The 20,436-nt window shown below is 46.2% G+C and carries 15 protein-coding genes; 10 read left to right on the top strand and 5 right to left on the bottom strand.

Annotated elements, in window-relative coordinates:
- The first annotated feature begins 54 nt into the window (after nt 1-54).
- Nucleotides 55-1,062, top strand: coding sequence for an AI-2E family transporter (locus G7035_RS05120; protein ID WP_013369319.1), 1,008 nt, complete (start codon nt 55-57; stop codon nt 1,060-1,062).
- A gap of 177 nt (nt 1,063-1,239) precedes the next feature.
- Here the strand turns inward: G7035_RS05120 and G7035_RS05115 are convergent, their stop codons facing one another.
- On the bottom strand, nt 1,240-2,127 hold the full coding sequence (locus G7035_RS05115; RefSeq protein WP_019686085.1) for an EamA family transporter: 888 nt from the start codon (nt 2,125-2,127) through the stop codon (nt 1,240-1,242).
- 334 nt (nt 2,128-2,461) lie between these two features.
- Here G7035_RS05115 and G7035_RS05110 point away from each other — a divergent pair, with 334 nt between their 5' ends.
- Nucleotides 2,462-3,022, top strand: a complete 561-nt coding sequence (locus G7035_RS05110) for an NADPH-dependent FMN reductase (protein ID WP_019686086.1) — start codon at nt 2,462-2,464, stop codon at nt 3,020-3,022.
- A gap of 91 nt (nt 3,023-3,113) precedes the next feature.
- Here G7035_RS05110 and G7035_RS05105 read toward each other — a convergent pair whose 3' ends face one another.
- Nucleotides 3,114-4,043 (bottom strand): ketopantoate reductase family protein, encoded by a 930-nt coding sequence (locus G7035_RS05105; protein ID WP_029514822.1) that lies wholly within the window; start codon nt 4,041-4,043, stop codon nt 3,114-3,116.
- Between the two features lie 477 nt (nt 4,044-4,520).
- On the opposite strand from G7035_RS05105, the gene G7035_RS05100 reads away from it, so the two are divergent.
- The 3 genes from G7035_RS05100 to G7035_RS05090 all read left to right on the top strand — a co-directional run bounded on the left by G7035_RS05100 (nt 4,521) and on the right by G7035_RS05090 (nt 6,636).
- The gene (locus tag G7035_RS05100) at nt 4,521-4,892 is read left to right on the top strand and encodes an MmcQ/YjbR family DNA-binding protein (protein WP_019686088.1); all 372 of its coding nucleotides are present in this window, start codon (nt 4,521-4,523) and stop codon (nt 4,890-4,892) included.
- A gap of 119 nt (nt 4,893-5,011) precedes the next feature.
- Complete coding sequence (locus tag G7035_RS05095; RefSeq protein WP_019686089.1) at nt 5,012-5,638, top strand: nitroreductase family protein; 627 nt, start codon at nt 5,012-5,014, stop codon at nt 5,636-5,638.
- A gap of 38 nt (nt 5,639-5,676) precedes the next feature.
- Complete coding sequence (locus G7035_RS05090; RefSeq protein ID WP_019686090.1) at nt 5,677-6,636, top strand: ring-cleaving dioxygenase; 960 nt, start codon at nt 5,677-5,679, stop codon at nt 6,634-6,636.
- A gap of 114 nt (nt 6,637-6,750) precedes the next feature.
- Here G7035_RS05090 and G7035_RS05085 read toward each other — a convergent pair whose 3' ends face one another.
- Nucleotides 6,751-10,119 (bottom strand): DEAD/DEAH box helicase, encoded by a 3,369-nt coding sequence (locus G7035_RS05085; protein WP_019686091.1) that lies wholly within the window; start codon nt 10,117-10,119, stop codon nt 6,751-6,753.
- Between the two features lie 165 nt (nt 10,120-10,284).
- Complete coding sequence (locus G7035_RS05080; protein ID WP_019686092.1) at nt 10,285-11,235, bottom strand: macrolide 2'-phosphotransferase; 951 nt, start codon at nt 11,233-11,235, stop codon at nt 10,285-10,287.
- A 333-nt stretch (nt 11,236-11,568) separates the two neighbouring features.
- Between G7035_RS05080 and G7035_RS05075 the strand changes: the two genes are divergently transcribed.
- On the top strand, nt 11,569-12,657 hold the full coding sequence (locus G7035_RS05075) for a site-2 protease family protein (protein WP_019686093.1): 1,089 nt from the start codon (nt 11,569-11,571) through the stop codon (nt 12,655-12,657).
- Between the two features lie 153 nt (nt 12,658-12,810).
- Here the strand turns inward: G7035_RS05075 and G7035_RS05070 are convergent, their stop codons facing one another.
- Nucleotides 12,811-13,725, bottom strand: coding sequence for an AraC family transcriptional regulator (locus tag G7035_RS05070; RefSeq protein WP_016819399.1), 915 nt, complete (start codon nt 13,723-13,725; stop codon nt 12,811-12,813).
- A gap of 173 nt (nt 13,726-13,898) precedes the next feature.
- Between G7035_RS05070 and G7035_RS05065 the strand changes: the two genes are divergently transcribed.
- The 4 genes from G7035_RS05065 to G7035_RS05050 all read left to right on the top strand — a co-directional run bounded on the left by G7035_RS05065 (nt 13,899) and on the right by G7035_RS05050 (nt 20,396).
- Nucleotides 13,899-15,293, top strand: coding sequence for an MFS transporter (locus G7035_RS05065; protein ID WP_019686094.1), 1,395 nt, complete (start codon nt 13,899-13,901; stop codon nt 15,291-15,293).
- A 100-nt stretch (nt 15,294-15,393) separates the two neighbouring features.
- Entirely contained in the window at nt 15,394-17,400 is a 2,007-nt protein-coding gene (locus G7035_RS05060; RefSeq protein ID WP_019686095.1) for a beta-galactosidase, read from the top strand.
- Between the two features lie 132 nt (nt 17,401-17,532).
- Entirely contained in the window at nt 17,533-19,332 is a 1,800-nt protein-coding gene (locus tag G7035_RS05055) for a sensor histidine kinase (protein ID WP_019686096.1), read from the top strand.
- Nucleotides 19,329-20,396, top strand: a complete 1,068-nt coding sequence (locus G7035_RS05050) for a response regulator transcription factor (protein ID WP_019686097.1) — start codon at nt 19,329-19,331, stop codon at nt 20,394-20,396. Before G7035_RS05055 ends, G7035_RS05050 begins: the two co-directional genes overlap by 4 nt.
- Nucleotides 20,397-20,436 lie beyond the last annotated feature (40 nt).

Here is a 20,436-nt window from a genome sequence, read left to right as displayed (position 1 = left end):
GCCAAGGAAGATTGCAAGGGTGACAGTCAAGTGGGAGAGAGGGAATAAAGACGAATGGTAAGAAACTGGATGAATCATGCGGGCGTCAGGCGGGCAGCCGTCCTTGCGATAATCGTTTTACTGCTCTTCATGTTAAGAAGCATGATGAATATTATTTTGTTAACACTGCTGCTTACGATTTTGATTGGCAGCATATATAACGGTGTGAATAAGCTGATCAAGCGGTTCGCCAATGTACCGCCTATGATCGTGCTGCTACTGGTATACGGGTTGCTGATTCTGATTATCGTGTGGGGAGTTTACCGAATGGTGCCGCTAATCAGCGTACAGGTCAAGCAGGTATATCTCATGATTCAGCAAGCCTACATGTATCCTGATCGTAACCAATGGAACGAAACGATTATTGAATTTATGGACACGCTCAATGTTCAGCGGTTATTTGAGCCTGGCTGGAATGCGGTAATGAAAATTAGCCAACTGGGAACACAACTGCTGGTATCAATTATTTTGAGCTTGTTCTTCCTGATGGAAAAATCCTATATTACACGCTTTACAGCTACATTTGTGGATAGTAAGCTGGGTTGGTTCTTCAAGGAAGTAGGCCATTTTGGACGCATGTTTCTGGGTACATTCGGGAAGGTGCTGGAAGCCCAATTATTGATTTCACTCATCAACTGTATATTGACGACGACGGCTCTTTGGATTATGGGTTTTCCCAATCTGCTTGGTCTCGCGCTCATTATATTCTTGTTGGGGTTGGTGCCAGTGGCGGGTGTATTCATTTCCCTGATCCCGCTCGGTCTGATTGCTTTTAGCGTCGGGGGAATCAATTATGTGATTTACTTGGTTATTCTAATCGTAGTTATTCATGCGATTGAAGCCTATTTCCTGAACCCGAAGCTGATGTCATCCAAAACTAATTTACCGATCTTCTTTACCTTTGTTGTATTGATCTTCTCTGAGCATCTGATTGGGGTGTGGGGCTTGATTGTAGGTATTCCGTTGTTTGTTTTCTTCCTTGACCTGATCGGGGTACAACGCAAGCAAGAGAAGGATACCTAATCTATTTACGACAGATACGAACATAGTAGTGACCATTGATTTTTCATGACGAATGCCTGCGAAGCCGCAGGCATTTTTTGATTTCCTGGTATTCCTCATTTTATTCATGGAAAAGCTGGCTGACGCTCATCATCGTTCAGGAGGAGTCCAACGGTACGTTTTACTTCCTTTAAATTTTCACATCCATTTTACAACTATGATTCCGATTATAGCTATGATTACACCGCACATTTCCGTTCTACTCATTGATTCTTTCAGATAGAAACGAGCATATAGCAATACTACAACAACACTCAAGGCGATAATTGCAGAAACAACCCCGGTAACCCCATTATTAAAAGCAGCAAGTTTAAGTACCATGGCTAAAACATTTACAAGACCAACTCCTATTCCTAAGCATAAGGTTTTAGAAAGGGTCCAACGGTTCACAATTTCTCTTTGTTTATTAATTCCTACTTGAATTGAAAAAGGTCTTTGTCCACTAAAATTAATTAGGAAAGCTCCAGAAAATAATATACTGCTTGTTGCAAACATCAATGTTAGGAGTGGTAGGATAGAAACACCATTTAGTAAAGCTTGTTTTGATGATAAGTCCGTAAAGCTATAAAAAATGATCGCCAATAAACCAAACTGCCAGCCTTGATACGTACCTTCCTGTAGATCTCTTTTATATCTGATGATGAGCAGAGAAAGGATTATGATACAGAATCCAACCAATTGCACGGGACTCAGCTTTTCTGCCCAAAGTAATGCAGCTAAAAGGACAACAATTACAGGCGTCAATCCAGAAAAAAATGCAATGACTGAAGCCCTCCCCACAGCATATCCCTTATACAGAAATGTGTTGGCCAAAAAAGAGAAGACGCCCATTAAAACACCAAACCAAACTTCGTTACTCCATATTTGATTAACAAATAAGTTTATGATTAAAACTAAAATTGCACTAGAGATATATACACCAATAAACATTAGATCTCGATTAATTGTTCGTTGAGAAGTCCATTGGTAAAGAATGCCTCGTAAGCCAAAGAAAAAAGCAGCCCCTACTGCGTATGCAAACCACATTGCTTGTCCCTCCAAATACACTCAATAAAAATGTATGACTGAAATGAAACGTAATGAATTGTTAACTTCATAAATTATAAATATCCATTGGACTTTCCTAAAGGACCAATCCCGACACAAATAACCAGTCCAATTTATTTAAATCGAATTTAATAGTTTATTTACTAGATATTTGTCCGACACTTTTTCGCGGTCGCTTTCAATAAAAAACGGAGTAATCACAACATACTTGTTTGTAGCAGTATATCTATTGTTTAACCCGTTATCTCATGATACCGGCCAACTTTTGTAGTACACTGAGTATCCAAGATAAGATATTGTTAAAGGAAACGAGATGAGATGGATGAGACAAAAGATTAAGGTATTGGCTATATCGGGGAGCCTTCGTCAAAAGTCTTCCAACACCGCGCTTATGAAGGCTACTATTGGATTGTCTTCTAAAAATATATCATTCATAGTTTATGATGGATTGGGGGATCTGCCCCATTTTAATCCTGACTTGGATGTAGAGGAGGGGCCAGCTTCCGTAAGAGAGCTACGGGAGCAATTGAAACAAGCCGATGGAGTGCTGATCTGTACGCCGGAATATGGGAATGGTGTGCCGGGTGCTTTGAAAAATGCCTTGGACTGGCTCGTATCTTCAGGTGAATTTGTAAATAAGCCTACAGCGGTCATTAGCGCTTCGCCGTCCCCTATGGGCGGTAACCTGGCTCATGCTTCGCTGCTGCTCACATTGCAAATGATCAATGCAGAGATTGTGGAAAATGGAAAGGTCATTATTCCGCATATCACATTGAAGCTGAATCAAGAGGGCATCATTACAAACGCTGATACTAGACAGGAGCTGGAAACATTACTTCAAGGGCTTGAGCAAGCATGCAGAGGACAGGCATAGAAAAATTCAAAGCAGATCCTTCATCATAGAAGGATCTGCTTTTTCGGATGGCCACCTACTACGTATGCAGCAGCAGGTATTCATCAGTTATCTAAATGTTAGAGGTGTTCAATAAGCTCTCATAGACCTTTAATCGGGCATACACCGTTTCAAGTATCGGATATGAGACATTACTGCCAGAAGCCAATGCCAGAAGTGCACCGTGCAGATGACTTGCTTCAACCGGTAGATTTTTCTGCATATCACGTTGCATGGAAGACATCATCTCAGGCTTTAAGGAATCCATCGTTTTTAGTGTATGTGCTTCCATTTCTGAATGAATAGGCATATCGGCGTTGCGTGCGAGTGTGACGATCTCATGCAGTAGCCTTTCATAGATTGCACGCGATTCGGGCGTGGCGAGTATAGCTCCGACGGAGCTACCCATGAGGGTTGTGATTCCGCTCATGCTGGCAATAAATATATACTTCTGCCAAATTTCACGCTGAATGTCATGACTGTGTGTGACGGTGAAGCCTGCATGATCAAGATGGCTACATAATAGTTGCGTACGCTCTGAATTTGCTCCATCCCATTCCCCAAAAACAATGCGATGGAACGGGCTTGTCTGAACGATAGAGCCTTTATGATTTAACGTCGTTTCGATATAACAAAGCCCACCCAGCACTTTTTCAGCTCCGAAATATTCGCGCAAAGATTTAAAATGTTCATAACCGTTAAGTAAAGGAAGAATCATGGTATCTTTGCCGACATAAGGCGCAAGGTCGGGCTGCAATAGAGGCAGATGGTACGCTTTGACCGCGAGAATAATACAGTCAAATGGCTCAGCAGCTTCACCGTAGGTAATAGCCTGGATCGGTGTCTGAAAATCTCCGTGCACACTTTGAATCGTCAGACCGTTTTCTGCCAAATGAAGCTTTTTGGAAGGGCGCACGAGAAAGGTTACATCTTCCCCCTTTTGAACCAGGCGTCCCCCAAAATATCCTCCAATAGCTCCTGCACCCACAACTAGAAACCGCATCCTAGGGTACCTGCCTTTACTTTTTGTTTCATTTCCTTTAGTTGCAAAACATTAAGCGCCTTCGAGTTTGTCATGATACATTCAAATCCTTTCCTACCTTGGTTTTGGAAAAACAAAAAACCTTCCAGCACATTGCTGAAAAGGTCCGAAAGGCAAAAAAAGAGTCAATTTGCGACCGTTCTTTTGTCTCGGTCCTTTCGGATCAGAGCAAAATCCAACGAGTTCACCTCCATAGGCTCACGCTTATACTTATTAAATTACACCTTACCAGAGTACCGTTCGAATATATCGATACAGCCTCTCAGGGAAGTATACCAGAATATCAGGTTCCTGTCCCATATAAAGCCAATCCGAACAGTGTGTATACGATGGTATCCATAAAGCACGAACCTAGTATATATGAAGCGCATGAAGGTGATATAATAGGGCGCAAATAAGTTTATAGACCGATAACTTGGAGCAGAGGAGAGAAGGCTGGTGTTTGAGCAAATTGTAGCGTATGGTCTGAGCCAAAAAGAGGCCGTTAAGGATTATCCATTTGGAGCTGATCCCCTGGTACTAAAGGTAGGGGGCAAGATGTTTGCTCTCCTGACTGCAAAAGATGGCATTAGCCACGTATCCCTGAAATGTGATCCGGTCATTGCAGAAAACCTGCGTCAGCAGAACAAGGCAATTAAGCCAGGCTATCATTTGAATAAAAAGCATTGGAATACGGTAGAGGTTGATAATAGCTTTCCGTTGGAGGATTTGTACAGCATGATCGACCATTCGTATGAGCTGGTCTTCAAAAGCTTAACCAAAGCGCAACGCGAAGCGATTACGATGAGGATACGGGCTACGGATCTGTAAAGGGCTGGTGAAGCCCTTAGTAACACTTTTATAGTTTTACTTGACATAAAACCACTAAAGATATATTCTTAATTTAAAGATAATTTATTTGAAAATAATATCAAGGAGTGGACCTGAATATGAGCGAACTGGTGAATGTTATTCAAGAGAGAAGATCGGCTTCTAAATTTATTCCTGATGTTACTATAGATGCAAAAGAACTGGAAGAGATATTTCAGCTGGTGAAGTTTGCTCCATCGGCTTTTAATTTACAGCATGCGCGTTATATCGTAGTGCAGGATGCAGAGATCAAACAAAGGCTGCATGATGAGGCAAGTAAGCAGTATAAAATATTAACCGCTTCGGCCACTATTGTAGTGCTGGGTGATACAGAGGCTTATACCAAGGTAGCTGACCTCAACGAAGGGTTCCTGAATTTGGGTGTTCTGAGCAAGCAGGAATATGATAGCACCGTAGAATCAGTAACTCAGTTTTATCGCGAGCGAGGACCTGTCTTCCAGAGGGAAGAAGCGATTCGTAATGCCAGCCTGTCGGCTATGCAATTTATGTTGATTGCCAAGGACAAAGGCTGGGATACTTGCCCAATGATCGGTTTTGACCCGGCGAAGGTGCAGGAAGTATTGAATATCCCCGAGCAATTTGTGCCTGTGATGATGATCACCTTGGGGAAAGAGGACGAATCGGGGCAACGGGCAAGAGGATATCGCAAGCCGGTTGGACAGTTTGTTAGCTACAATGGATTTTGAAATTTGTAAATCATCATGTTCATTAAGGAGTGATTGAGATGTCTTTGAAAACCGCTGGAATTCACCATATTACGTCCTTTGCAGGCGATCCACAGGGCAATGTTGACTTTTACGCAGGTGTGCTTGGTTTAAGATTGATCAAAAAGACAATTAACTTTGACGCTCCAGAAGTATATCACTTGTATTTTGGGAATGAAAAAGGCAGCCCGGGCACGATCATTACCTTTTTTCCGGCTCCGGGTACACGCAAGGGTAAAATTGGAGGCGGACAGGTCGGGATTACGACGTATGTTGTGCCGCCGGGCTCAATGGATTACTGGGAAAACCGTCTGCACAGCTTAAAGGTATCCTTCACGAAGGCTACTCGTTTTGGCGAGTCATTCATCCAGTTCCGAGACAATGAGGGCTTGCATCTGGAACTGGTGGAGCGCGAGGAAGGTCCGGTGAATACGTGGACAGCCGGAGGCGTGCCTACAGATAAAGCGATCAAGGGCTTTGGAGGAGCAGTGCTCTACAGTGCGGATTCCAAGCACACCCAAGGCGTGCTGGAGAATGTTCTGGGCATGACTCCCATCGGAGAAGACGCAGATGCAGGCTATATCCGTTATCAGACGACTGGGGATCTAGGCAACCTGATCGACATTCCGGTCAAAGATGTACCATGGGGGAACGGCGGCGCCGGTACGGTTCACCATATTGCGTGGCGCGCGCAGGACGATACTGAGCATCAGGCGTGGGACGAGTGGGTTCGTCAGCATGGTTTTGGGACCAGTGGCATTGTAGATCGCCAATACTTCAATGCCGTATACTTCCGCGAGCAAGGCGGTATTCTATTCGAGATCGCAACCGATCCGCCCGGATTTACGGTGGATGAGGAATTGAATGAGTTGGGGCACAAGCTGATGCTGCCTGAATGGTATGAGCCTCAGCGCGCCGAGATTGAGTCTAATCTGGTTCCCATCGAACCTAGAGTACTCCAACAGGATGAATCGGTTTAAGCTGGACAATCACATATGGAACATCAAAAGGTCCAATGCGGGAAGATTTCCATCCTCATTGGACCTTTTGGTATCTGAATGTCATTAGTGTAAAAATAAGCGTGGAAGAGCTGTTTAGATCATGAGCAGCTCACGAATTTCCAGTTCAGTCAGTGCTGAAAGGCTTTCTTGCCCCGGCTGAATGACCTGGTCGATCAGATTTTTCTTTTTTTGCTGTAGCTCATACATTTTGTCCTCTACCGTACCTTGGGCTACGAGCCGAATAACTTGCACTACTTTTTTCTGGCCCATTCGGTGTGCGCGGTTGGTAGCCTGCTCCTCTACAGCGGGATTCCACCACAGGTCATACAGAATGACGGTATCTGCACCAGTGAGGTTCAGACCCGTACCTCCTGCCTTGAGGGAAATCAGGAACAGCTCGCGTTCTCCTTCGTTGAAGCGACTGCACAGCTCGACTCGTTCGGGGGCGGGAGTTTGTCCATCCAGGTAAAAGTAGGGGACCCCCTCACGAGAAAGCTCACGTCCGACCATTTGAAGCATCGTGGTGAACTGTGAAAAAATGAGCATCCGCTTCCCGGAGCTGAGACATTCCGTAATAATCTCCAGCAGTTGTTCAAATTTGGCCGAGCTTCCCGTATATCCTTCGATGAATAAGCCCGGATGACAGCAGAGCTGCCGAAGTCGGGTCAGACCTGCGAGAATTTTGATCCGGTTTTTCTGAAATCCTTCTTCGTTAAGATGCTTCAACGTTTCATGCTGGAGCTTGGCCAGATAAGCCGTGTACAGCTTTTTTTGCTCTGGCAGGAGGCGTGATACCTGCACGGATTCGATTTTCTCTGGCAGTTCCTTAAGAACATCGCTCTTCAGACGGCGCAGCAGGAACGGACGAACCCGCTTGGCAATCACATTTCGAGGCAGGTTGTGAAACGCTCTTTTTCCGCCGGGAAATAGCTCAGGAAATACAACGTCGAAGATGGACCAAAGTTCTTCCAATGTATTCTCGATTGGCGTTCCTGTCAGGGCAAAACGGTAACGGGCTTGTACATCCTTAACGGCCTGTGCCGTCTGGGTAGCATGATTCTTGAACGCCTGCGCTTCGTCCAGAATGAGCGTATGAAACGATGGCTTGCTGTACACATCCGCATCGCGTCGCAGCAGCGGATAGGAAGTAATAATAACGTCATAGCTGGTGGCATCCCGTATAATTCGGCTCCGTTCCTCCGGGCTGCCATCTGCAATAGTGACGCGGATATGCGGGGCGAATTTCTCCAGTTCATTCCGCCAATTGTACACCAGTGATGCAGGGGACACGATCATGGCTGGAAGCTGCTGACTGCGAATTTCCGGCAATACTGACACGAGGAAGGCAATGCTTTGCAGCGTTTTGCCCAGCCCCATATCATCTGCCAAAATACCTCCAAAACGGTAATGTGCTAAGGTCTTAAGCCATTGAAAACCGTAGACCTGATAATCTCTCAAGATAGGGGCAAGCGTGACGGGTACTGGAAAGTCGAGATGGTCAGGATTGCGTATATTTTCTAGCAGCTGGCGAAAGGTTTTACCCAAGGTCAGGCTTTTCACATGATCGTGAGGATCAATTAAATACAGACCCTGCGTGACCGGGATTCGAATCTGCGCTGCATCCAGATCGCTTTTGCGGATACCTGTTTCGTTCATGAACCGAATTAATTCCTTGTACTCCTCTGTTTCCAGTGGCAGCAGGGCACCATTCGGCAGACGGTGATATCTCTGTTTTTCTTCCAACGATTGGAGCAGCTTGCGAATTTCCGATTCCGGTATACCCTCAATATCAAATTTAAATTCAAGCCAATCCGTACGTTCATCCCACTCCGCCCGTATTCTTGGGACAGGCAGCGTATTATTGATTTTCGATTTGACTGCACCTGTGGCATAGACGTCCAGCAACTTTTCCAGTTGTGGAACCGTATGGTACAAAAAGTCATACTCCGCATCTTCATCTTCCATAAAATATCCGCTGTCTGTTCTGGCAAAGGAGCTATGCTCCATCAGTTCCAAAATCCGTTGCTCCTGTTCCCCATCACGTATCAGAATCCGGTCGTTACCTGGCGTTCGTGCATCTGTTTCCAATGGGTTGATGATGATGTCTCCATATTGGAATTCCAATCCTGCCAGTAGTTTGTCTCTTATTCGGTCCAGATACAGCTTGGCCTTCAACGGATGCTGGGCGACCCGCTCTGAGACAGAACGGGTCATATGGACACGTCCGAGCTTCATTAACCCGGGCACGACCTTATCCATAAAAGCTTCCATCTGTTCTGGTGCGATCTGGACTGCTCGTCTGTGATGTACCTCGACCATTCGTTTTAGCTCGGACAAACGCCGTAAGGAATCATCCTTCTGCTTGACAAGCTTGCCATCGGCAATGACGACACCGTAGTCCTCCATGATGGTCAAGTCATCTAATCCTTGAATGCTTAACTGGTAGCCTTCGCTTGTGGATTCGGCCTCATCAAATTCAAATTGCAGCGGAAGCATCAGGTCGGACTGAGGAATACCTTCGCTCATGTTATCGTGAATTTCAAAATAGACGCCCTGTGCTGCTGTCAGCAAGGGGAACAGCCTATCCCAAGCGGCAGGCGGGATGAGAAGCATTCGCTCGCCACTCATATGACTGCCGGAGGCTGAATACGTGCCAGAGGTTTCCCGAATCATGCGCTCCTGATGGCATACCTGGGATAATTGCTGTAGGATCGCATCATGTTCAGCTCGGAAGCGGTACAGCTCAGGCTCGTAAGAGAAGCTCTTCGTGAACATGTAGCTATTCCCACGGTCGATACTGTCCAGAAACGGACGGATTTTCTGAACGATGTATAATCGTTTGGGTCCAGCCTTCATTTCCAATCCAAACATATATTTTTGGTAACCGTAGGCAAAAGGCCGGATGACGAATTGAAAATCCAAGATCGCACGAGTATCCAGCAGCGTAGGAGTGCTGCGAAGCGGTCTCTTGCGGCCGAATAGTTTTAACATACTGTCGGTCAACTGGAGATCCCCTTGTGTGATGCCAGAGGATCGTGAAATTCTAGCAGTGTGTTCATTGGGGGCATCTGTAGATGTGTACATCCCGTCTGAACCCATGCTCCCCGCTGGATCTGGGGCAGCAGTGCCGGGATGAAGTCTGGAGACATAGGAGCGTACGGATAGACTTTTTCCACGTCGCATATCATAGGCGTTAAGGAGAACAGCAGCAATATGTTTGCAATAACGTCCGGTGGTTTGAAATGAGCTACAGGTACATTCCGCGCGGATACTGCCGTTGGGCCGGATCATCGCAGCAACGGCATAAAAGCCGTTTCCTTTGACTGTAGCTTCATACACACCTTCATTATGATCTATTTGTGTAAAGGCCACCTTTTTGGCCCGATAATAGGCATCCCCGTCGTCATAAGCAGATTGACTGCATAGTTGTCTGATCGCTCGCCGGGTAAGTTCAAAACTCATGGTTCGTAATCCTTTCCTGAGTTATTCCGTTTTCTACATGATAACAGAACAGACCGGGTGAAGGACACTTGAGTGCGGAACGTAGCTTTAGGAAAAAGAAGAGAAGAAAAAAAGCAGGCCTTGGTCCGTCATTGAACCAAAGTCTGCCAGGTGGCTACAGCTATATTATATGTCGGGCAACCCTTCTCCTTGCTCATGAACTCCCAGCGCATTACGTGCCATATCCATATACTCTTCCAGACCAGACTTAAGGGCGAATTCGGCGATAAGCACAGGGTAAGCTGAAGTTAATTCGACGATATGATCGCTCATACGCGGCCACACACGTCCGCCTGCTGTCTCATAAAGCTTCAATAAACGAGCAAGCTCTACTTCTCCGAATAAAGTATAGTAACTCGTAAAATCAATTGCCGGATCAGCTACTTCGGCCTCAGTCCAGTCTAGTATTCCAGTAACCTCTGTATTCGAAGAGACCAGAATATGACCTGGGTGCAGATCGCCGTGCACAAATGCGGAATATGCCGGCCAGTAGCTATCGTCAGCTAGCCACGTCTGCCATCGTTGCCACAGCTCCTCGGATACACCAAAGACGCGCCGTGTTTCTTCCATTCGCTGAGCCATTAATTGCCGAACTTCGTCGTGCTGCTTTACGCGAACACCGAAATCAGCTGCCCGTTGGTAATCTATCCGGTGCAACGCGGCTAAGGCTTTAGCGAGTGAAGCAACGAATCTATCCGTCAGAGCGTCAGGGTTGATGAACCATACATAGCTTTTTGTTTCCATATCAATAGTAGCAGCGGGAGTTCCCCCCAACTGAGGATAGGCGATGAGCTTCGGACTATATATTTGCCAATCAGGTACCGCTATAGGAAGAGTATCACGAATCATCCGAAGCACCTTATGCTCGTAAGCGGCAGATTGAATCACATCTGCTCGTCGCGGTGTACGTAGAACCCAAGGGGTATCGTGGATGTCTTTGGCGAATACGGCTCGGAAATCTAGCCCGGATTCATTGAGTTCCAATCCTCCATGTTGTATGTGAAGCCCATTGCTTTGGGCAAGGGCCAATATATCGCTAACGTCATTCGGGTTAGTCAAGGGACGCTTTTCAGTCATATGAAACACACCTCATTGTTCAGATTCGGTCTTAAAAAAGGTAACTTAAACAAGCTTCAAGCCTTCATGTGAAAAACGGGTTGAGCTTCATTGAGAAGCCTAACCTTTTATCTGAGACGCATGTAGTGAGTACACACGAATGAGCAAACCTCCTTTTACAAAATAGGGTATCTAACCCAGCCCTAATATACCATCCGACATTCGAGGATGTCTACAATATACGGGATAATGTACATAGCTTCCCCAGTTCGCTTATCTGTGGACTAGAGAAGTTTTTACAAGCTGCACATTGCAGGATACAATGGAAGTATTAGAGAAAGGAGACGGATACGTTTGCAAAAAGAAGACAATAAGACCGATTCCAAATCCGGCTCATCCAAATGGTATCTTGGTAGTGCAGCAGCATTGCTCCTGCTGAAAGGCAAATCGTTACTTGCCCTTTTAAAATTCAGTAAATTTGGCGGTGCGCTGATATCTATGGCGTTTACGATTGGCACGTATGCGATTATATACCCGTGGGGATTTGCGGTTGGGTTCGTGTTGTTGTTATTCGTGCATGAGTTGGGGCATGTATTGGCTGCCAAACGCAAGGGGCTTCCGGTGTCGACACCGTTATTTATTCCTTTTCTCGGTGCGTTAATCACCATGAAACGACAGCCTTTGGATGCCCAGACAGAGGCTTACGTGGCCATGGGTGGCCCGTTATTGGGGACGGTTGGGGCTATGGCCGTATACGCAGGAGCGTATGCAACAGACAGTCCACTTTTGTATGCACTAGCATATATCGGTTTTTTCCTGAACCTGATCAATTTGCTGCCGATTCATCCGCTTGATGGAGGACGGATTTCTACAGCAGTGACACGCTGGTTATGGCTGGTAGGCCTACTAGGTGGGATTATAGTGATCGTGTATTTGAAATCCATTTTATTTTTCTTTATTTGGGCACTATTTGCCTATGATTTATACAAAAAATATGTCAAACGCAATAAAGAAGGCGTCAAAGTTCAGTCGTTATTACAGAAGCCGCTGGTTAACGTACAGCATTTATATGAGCAAGGATACCCGCTGCCTGGACCGGAGCATACGCGCAGATTATCCTTTAATACCTACTCGGATCTGGAAGGGCAGCAATATGTAACGGTATATATGGAGAGTCTGGATGTGGAGCATACACTTCTGCTGCCACAGCAGTGTCTTGTCCAGCATGTATGGCTGAACGGTGTAGAACATCTACCGACCCCAGATGCGTATCAGCTCAGATTGCTATGTGGGATTGACTACATTCCATTTGAAAATGATAAATATTACGAAGTACCCGCATCATCACGCTGGAAATTCGGTATCGGTTATATGGGCTTGGCCTTATTCCTGATAGGGATGATGTATGTTGTACACCAGCACATAGGAGATATCAGGCTATGATTCGCAGGATAGGAACTTCACCATCAATTTAGATTATTAAGGCAATGAAACTCATTAGAAAATAAAATAGAAAGAGCGCGACAGCCGAATATACGGTGTCGCGCTCTTTTTCATATGATTAACGCAGTGGAGCCATTGCTATCCTTCCTTATTCTAGCTCCTCTGCTCATCAGTAATCGGTTTTAACGTCTGGCGGTACTTAAGTGGGCTGGTGCCTGTCCAGCGCTTGAACTGTCTGCTGAAATGAGCCAGACTGGAGTATCCCAGTAGGGAAGCTACCTTGTTTAGCGGTAGATTGGGCTGCTGGATCAGCACCTTAGCCTCATGCAGCTTGGTTTCCGATAGATAGTGACGTGGTGAATAGCCGTAAACCTTGCGGAACACTTCCTGGGCATAGCCTGGACTGATTCCAAGGGAAGCCGCCACATCTTCAAGCCGGAACGTCTGCTCGCCAGATTCATCCTCTCGATAAGGTTTGAACCTCGATTGAATAGCTTCCATAATGGCCTTGGCATATTGAACGGATGAAGGTGCAATTCTCGGCTCCAATCCCGTAGAAATCATTTGCGAGAATATCCCGAATAGCTCAAACAAAGCAATCTGCATGCGAAAGCGGTCCGCTGTCGTATATTCTCCGTTCTCCCGCACCATGCTGATCCAGCTATGGACAACTTTCTGCAGCTTGGTATTGGTTTCAGTGCCTGCCGGGAAAAAGAGCTGATTGCTTTTAATCATCTCTTGACGGAACAATGGATCATCGACATTAAAATGGGTGCTAAAATAATACATTCCATCAGGGGATACACACTGGCTCACATGCTTGAACCCCGGCGGAATAATTAAAATATCGCCTTCCCCCACCGAGTATACGTTATTCTCCATCATCGTTTCCTGACGACCTTCTAGAATGAGTGCAATTTCAAAACCGATATGGGACTCCTCAGGCATGCACCAATCCGCTTTGACCCGGTGAATATGGGCACCAAAAAACTTCACATTCCAATCAATAATAGGTAGCCATTGGCAATCGTGGAATAGCGCTGGATCAACATCAGGATTTAATATCATCAGATCACCTTCGATTAGGGCAAATTTTACACCGCTTAGACAATCTCATTGTACCTAACATTTATCTATAATAAAAGAGCGCTTACAAGTGTTCTAGTATAAGCCTTTACATAAAAAAATCGCTTATATGTAGTGATTTTGAAAGCGATGCCATATTGTAATTAGGAGGAGCTATGGAAACAACATCGAAAGAACGTGTGTCATATTACGTTTACTTTTTGGGGAGTAACGCAATTCTCTGTCTGGTTGCCTCTTTTGCAATGCTATTTTATACGGATTATGTTGGCATATCTGTTTCTATTATTGGTACTTTATTCGTACTAGCCCGTATATGGGATGCGCTTAGTGCTCCGATCTTCGGTGTGATCATAGACCGGGCCAACCTAAGGGGTGGCTTGTTCAAACCCTGGACGAATCTGGCTTCTATTATTTTGCCAATACTTACTGTACTTATTTTTCTCGTTCCGAGTGACGCGTCACTCACCGTCAAGGTGATTTATATTGCCGTCACGTATCTGGTATGGGAAATGTGTTACACGATCAGCGATGCGCCTGGTTTTGGCTTGGCTACACTGATGACGAAAAATACGCATGAACGTGATCTATTAATGTCCAGAGGCCGGACGATGGTCTTCTTGGCCTTTATGGTCATCTCCTCGTCTTCGGTAGCTATAGCCAATCAGATATCTTGGCCAATTTTGGCGCTAATCGTTGCTGTAGCAGGTTTGATTTTAATGAACTTTACTCGCTTTAATGTCAAAGAGCGTTATTCCAACAAGGCAGAGAAGGTTACGCTCAAGCAGATTATGACGTATCCCATGCAAAACAAGCAGCTTTTATTTTACCTGATGTCGTTTATGACACTGTCCATGACCAATCTGCAAGGGATTGTCGTCAGCTACTTTGCCTTATATAACTTGAAAAATCCTATCTATATTTCAATTCTCATGTTCATTTCCTTGGGTGTGCAGCTGCTCACCGCATTAATTTTACCGCCGATTATTAAAAGATTTGGCAAGTGGAAAGTGAATGTCATCAGCTTGCTTGGATTGTTTACTACAGGCCTGTCCTTATTTGCGATCGGTTACAGCAACCCCATTGTAGTATGCGTATTTGCAGTTCTTTTTGGCCTGTTCAGTTCCGCACCGCAGCTTATGGTGCCGATGTTTACCGCCGATTGCGTGGAATATGGCGCATTCAAAAAAGGGGTGCGTGCCAGCGGAACCGCCTTTGCTACCCAAACGTTTGCAGGAAAACTGGGGGGAGCAGCAGCCAGTGGAATTGTGGCCTATGCGCTTGCCTTTGCCGGCTACATTCCGAATGTACCGCAGACCGGACAGGTGCTTACGTGGATATTCGCGCTTTATGCGGTAGTGCCTGGTGTGGGAGCATTGATTACGGCAGGCCTGTTCGCATGGCTATACAAGATTAAGGAAAAAGACGTAGAGGGCTGGCTAGCAAGTGCCAAAAAAAATCAACAGCAGGCGGATCTCACGAAGCAGGATGTTGCTGGTAATACGATATCTGTTCCATCCCTGAAAAAGCCGCATAACAGCCACGGTATTTGAAACAAAGCTATATAAGTTGAACACGAAAAAAATCCCATTGGAAACGGAGTAGGCGAAGTGGGATATGACAATTACCATGAACTTATAGGAGGACGACTCGATGAAAAAGCTGCTGTACGGTGTTGCCTATTATGATGAATATATGCCTTATGACCGTTTGGACCAGGATATCCAAATGATGAAGGATGCGGGAATTAACGTGGTGCGGATAGCCGAATCTACTTGGAGTACGCATGAACCACAGAACGGAGTGTTTGATTTCACCTCTGTGGATCGGGTGCTGGACGCCATGCATAAGGCAGGAATTGAGGTCATAGTGGGCACGCCGACCTATGCTGTGCCCACATGGCTGGTGAAGGAGCATCCCGATGTATTGGCGACAACGCCTCAGGGGCCGGGCAAATACGGAGCTCGCCAGATTATGGACATTACGAATCCGGTGTACCTGTTCCATGCTGAGCGAATTATACGCAAGCTGATTGGACGGGTGAGTCAGCATCCGGCGGTCATCGGCTTTCAGACAGACAATGAGACGAAGCATTACCATACGAGCGGTCCCAATGTGCAATTACAATTTGTGAAGTATTTGCGGGAGCGGTTTGAATCACTGGATGAGCTGAACCGCAAATTTGGCTTGGATTACTGGAGCAATCGCATTAATAGCTGGGAGGACTTCCCTTCGGTGGCCGGAACGATTAATGGAAGCTTGGGCGCAGCCTTTTCCCAATTCCAGCGCAAGCTGGTAACGGACTTCCTGGCCTGGCAGGTTGCGCTTGTCAATGAATATAAGCGGGCAGACCAATTCGTTACGCAAAATTTTGATTTTGAGTGGAGAGGTCATTCCTTTGGGATTCAGCCGGATGTGGATCACTTTGCTGCATCTCAAGCGTTTGATGTGACAGGTGTAGATATTTACCATCCATCCCAGGATGATCTGACTGGAATTGAGATTTCCTTTGGTGGTGATGTGGCACGTTCAACAAAACAGAATAATTACCTGGTGCTGGAAACGGAGGCGCAGGCGTTTACACACTGGGTTCCTTATCCGGGACAATTGCGACTGCAAGCGTTCAGCCATCTGGCTTCCGGGGCCAATATGGTAGCTTACTGGCACTGGCATTCCATTCATAATTCCTTCGAAACCTACTGGAAAGGTCTGCTCAGCCATGATTTTGAACCGAATCCTGTGTATGAGGAAGCACAGACGATAGGGAAGGATTTTGCGAGATTATCCCCACATCTGGTCAATTTGAAAAAGAAAAATAAAACAGCCATCCTGGTCAGCAACGAAGCGTTGACATCCATTAGCTGGTTCAAGTTTAATATGAACAGTCCATTGAATTACAACGATATCGTACGCCGTTTGTATGACGAGCTGTACAAGCTGAATATCGGGACAGATATTATCCATCCGGGTACGGAATCGTTTGATGACTACGATCTCTTGATCGTCCCGAGCCTCTATTCTGCGCCAGATACACTGCTGGAGAAGCTGAACCGCTATGTCGAACAAGGCGGTCATGTAGTTTACACATCCCGAAGCGGATTTACGAATGAGCATGTGCAGGTAAGAACTTCCCAGCAGCCGGGTGTGATTAGCGAAGCCTGCGGCATTCATTACAGCTTGTTTGTGGAGCCAAAGAACGTGACGCTTAAGGATAATCCTTTTAAAGTGGCAGCAGAGGACAATCAGGTAGATACGTGGATGGAGCTGATTACCCCAACGACTGCGGAAGTATTGGCTTATTATAATCACCCGCATTGGGGCAAATATGCCGCGATTACGCAAAATCGCTATGGTCAGGGCACGGCGACCTACATAGGCTGTATCGTCAGTTCGGCGGTCATCCGCGAATTATTAAGCTCTGTAGCCAAAAAGGCAGGCGTATGGGGACTAGATCAGGAAGCTTCTTATCCGATCATTGTCAAATCCGGTACGAATGATTTGGGGCGAACGACCCGGTACTATTTTAACTATTCCGAACAAGCAGGCTCGGTGATATATCCGCACGGAGACGGCAAGGAGCTGATCGGAGAGCAGAGGGTTACCCAAGGACAAATGCTCCAATTGGAGCCTTGGGGTGTTATAATTATCGAAGAAGCGTAAATGATGAATAGTGAGCTGAAACCGACGTACGAATCATTTTATATAGTATCGGCCGGTAGTATCCGGCAAGTGAAGCGCCCCTGCGAATTGCGGGGCGTTTTCGCATATGGCTGAATAGAGGAGTGCATCGCTATGCCAACCCGAGCAATCCGCTGGTTTCGGGCGCTGATGGCCCCGTATCGACGTAGCATTCAGCTCAAGCTAGTCTTGACGATGATTGTTCTATCTGTGCTGCCGGTCATTGCTGTCACGGTGCTGGCTGCGGAGAAAAGCAGATCGTCTATGGAAACCGAAGTGGTCGAGACGAACATGTCCAACATGAAATGGACGGGCATTTATATCAGCGACCAGTTAGATCGTCTGAATCATCTGATTTACAGCATTCAGATCAGCCCTGATCTAAGCGATTATTTGAATGAACGAGAGCCTGACAATCTTTCTAGCCAATTTAATGCCCAGCGAAAAATGCTGAATACGCTGGCGAATGTGTATTATTCAGCCGGGAGTCATGTCATCGGTATTCAGCTATATTTGAAGCAATCGCAAACCGTGTTCACCTTCAATAGTATGCAAAATGAAATTACGACAGTGGGCGGTATTCCCCCGCAGTATGCTGAGATGTGGCAAGCGAATAAGGATTATTCGATTCGACCAAGCTCCGCTGACCCGGAACGCTTTACACTGACACGCAGTATTCGGCGTTTTGAAGACCAGAAGCAGACGGGGGCTATTTCATTGGAGGTGCTGTGGTCACAATTCGATCAGACGCTGGGTCTGCTGGGACGATGGGATCAGCATCAAGTGTTGATTACAGATAGGGATGGCAGAGTTATGTATCCAGTGCAGGCTCGGCAATCGCCTTCTCCTGCAGGAGTGCAGGCTGCTCTTCGTGACGTTAAGCCGGGTCCCGGGATGCTTCAAACTGCCGATCATTATGTGTTCTACAATGATCTGGATGTGGTTGGACTGAAACTGGTCAAAATCATACCGACTTCCTCCATTAACCACAGTGCCTTTTCAACCATGCTGTATGGTATTGTCGTAGGCGTGATTTCAATCATGGTTTCCATCTGCATCGCTATTTTCATCGCATGGCGGACCGCACGCCCGATTGTCCGTTTGGCGCGTTCGGTGCAGGAACTGGATATGATCAAGGGACCGGTTGGAGAACCAAGTATACGACCGGATGAGATTGGGTTGCTGGAAAGAAGTTTGCATGGGATGGCAGGCCGAATACGTGAACATATCCAGACAGAATACAGTATCAATTTGCAAAAAAAGACGGCTGAATTGAAAGCGCTCCAGGCGCAGATTCATCCTCATTTTCTGCAAAATACGCTGCAAATGATCGGAAGTATGGTGTTTTCCCAAAAGCCGGAGGATACCTATGAAGTCATTCGTTCGCTGAGTGAGATGTTCCGTTACGTGGTGAGGGAGCCTCAGGATATGGCCTCTCTGCGTGCAGAGCTCGATCATGTGGGACATTATATGCGCATCCAGCAGCGTCGTTTTCCGCAAAGATTGGTATTTCAGGTGGAGACAGAAGAGCAGGCAATGGATATTCGTTTGCCGAAGCTATCGCTTCAACCATTGTTGGAAAACGCATTTCAGCATGGTCTTGATCGCAAGGCAGGGGCGTGGCGAATGGCAATCCGCGTGGAGATTATGAAAGAAGATGTGTGCATTACGGTCAGCGATAATGGTAACGGTATGCCCCCCGACAAGCTGGAAAAAGTTCGAGCTAGGCTGGAAAATGCATCGGAGGAACCAATTTGGGCGCAGGGCAGTCATATTGGATTAAGCAATGTGTCTTCACGTATACGGATGAATTTTGGAGTGCATTACGGAGTGACGATAGATAGTGAGCAGGGAGTCGGTACATGTGTCACTATTCGTATTCCATTCACCTCAGCAGAGGAGGGCAAAGTATGATCAAGGTATTAATCGTTGACGATGAGCCGTGGAACCGCGATATTTTGAAGACATTTGGCACATGGGAAAAGCTTGGAATGGTGGTGGTGGGTGAGGCAGAGGACGGAGATGAAGCATTCAGGCTGGTCGGGGAGTTAGCTCCCCACATTGTGATTACGGACATGCACATGCCAGGTGCGGACGGAGTGGAGCTGCTGCAAGCGCTAAATAACCAATATCCTGATGTGAAAATCATTGTCGTGAGCGGATATGATGACTTCGCGTATGCCAAACATGCGATCCGTTACAAGGCTATTGATTATTTGCTGAAGCCTGTCAATCCTGTCGAGCTGAATGTGGTGCTGCTCAAATGCAAAAACGATCTGGAGGTCAAGTTGGCCGAACAGCAACCAGAAGCAACAGAACTGGATTATGAGTTTTTTCACAAGTTAACCCGGTATAAGCAACTGCTGCGTCTTTATTTTAATGAGCTGAATCGTGATGGGGTGAACTTAACATGCAGACAGGTTGTGCAGGAGTTGGAGAGTTATGGAGCACCAACTCCACATATGCTGGGCAGGCTGGTGCAAGAGCTGCTTTCTCTGCTGAAAGAGCTGTCAGCGGATAACGGGCTGAATACTTCTACGGCAAAGGGTGGATTTCCGCTTTCGCAGGCTGTTCTATCTTCTGTAGAACATGCGCTGGAATTCGTATCGTCATGCTATGTTCAGGAACTGGATCAGCTGATTCGGCAGCGGAAATACAAAAACAAGCTGAATTTGGAGGAGGTACGGCGGTATATCGATAGTTACTATGCAGGGCCGATCACACTGGAGCAGTTGGCGAAAAACTTTTTTGTGAGCAAAGAGTATATGAGCAAGGTATTTAAGCAGGAGTACGGTCAGAATGTAACGGACTACATTGTAGAACGGAGAATGGAAAAGGCGCGGGAATGGCTGGCCAATAAACAGATTTCAATTAAAGCCGTTGCAGAGATGGCTGGGTACGAGGATGTGTCTTATTTTTATCGGGTATTTAAAAAGCATTTTGGCATGGCCCCCGGTGAAATGAGAAAGGAAGTTTAAAAAAATCCAATTCAATATGCTAACGGTGTCCAATGGCAGA

The organism is Paenibacillus polymyxa (assembly GCF_015710975.1).
In the GTDB taxonomy this organism is placed as follows: domain Bacteria; phylum Bacillota; class Bacilli; order Paenibacillales; family Paenibacillaceae; genus Paenibacillus; species Paenibacillus polymyxa.
The sequence above is the reverse complement of the archived record's forward strand: the minus strand, read 5'-3'. Positions and strand labels throughout refer to the sequence as shown.

Coding starts and splice junctions, on each gene's coding strand:
- G7035_RS05080 (WP_019686092.1), bottom strand. CDS start 11,235: ATGACTGAAAAGCGTCCCTTGACTAACCCGAATGACGTTAGCGATATA.
- G7035_RS05085 (WP_019686091.1), bottom strand. CDS start 10,119: ATGAGTTTTGAACTTACCCGGCGAGCGATCAGACAACTATGCAGTCAA.
- G7035_RS05070 (WP_016819399.1), bottom strand. CDS start 13,725: ATGATATTAAATCCTGATGTTGATCCAGCGCTATTCCACGATTGCCAA.
- G7035_RS05060 (WP_019686095.1), top strand. CDS start 15,394: ATGAAAAAGCTGCTGTACGGTGTTGCCTATTATGATGAATATATGCCT.
- G7035_RS05120 (WP_013369319.1), top strand. CDS start 55: ATGGTAAGAAACTGGATGAATCATGCGGGCGTCAGGCGGGCAGCCGTC.
- G7035_RS05115 (WP_019686085.1), bottom strand. CDS start 2,127: ATGTGGTTTGCATACGCAGTAGGGGCTGCTTTTTTCTTTGGCTTACGA.
- G7035_RS05095 (WP_019686089.1), top strand. CDS start 5,012: ATGAGCGAACTGGTGAATGTTATTCAAGAGAGAAGATCGGCTTCTAAA.
- G7035_RS05055 (WP_019686096.1), top strand. CDS start 17,533: ATGCCAACCCGAGCAATCCGCTGGTTTCGGGCGCTGATGGCCCCGTAT.
- G7035_RS05050 (WP_019686097.1), top strand. CDS start 19,329: ATGATCAAGGTATTAATCGTTGACGATGAGCCGTGGAACCGCGATATT.
- G7035_RS05110 (WP_019686086.1), top strand. CDS start 2,462: ATGAGATGGATGAGACAAAAGATTAAGGTATTGGCTATATCGGGGAGC.
- G7035_RS05105 (WP_029514822.1), bottom strand. CDS start 4,043: ATGCGGTTTCTAGTTGTGGGTGCAGGAGCTATTGGAGGATATTTTGGG.
- G7035_RS05090 (WP_019686090.1), top strand. CDS start 5,677: ATGTCTTTGAAAACCGCTGGAATTCACCATATTACGTCCTTTGCAGGC.
- G7035_RS05065 (WP_019686094.1), top strand. CDS start 13,899: ATGGAAACAACATCGAAAGAACGTGTGTCATATTACGTTTACTTTTTG.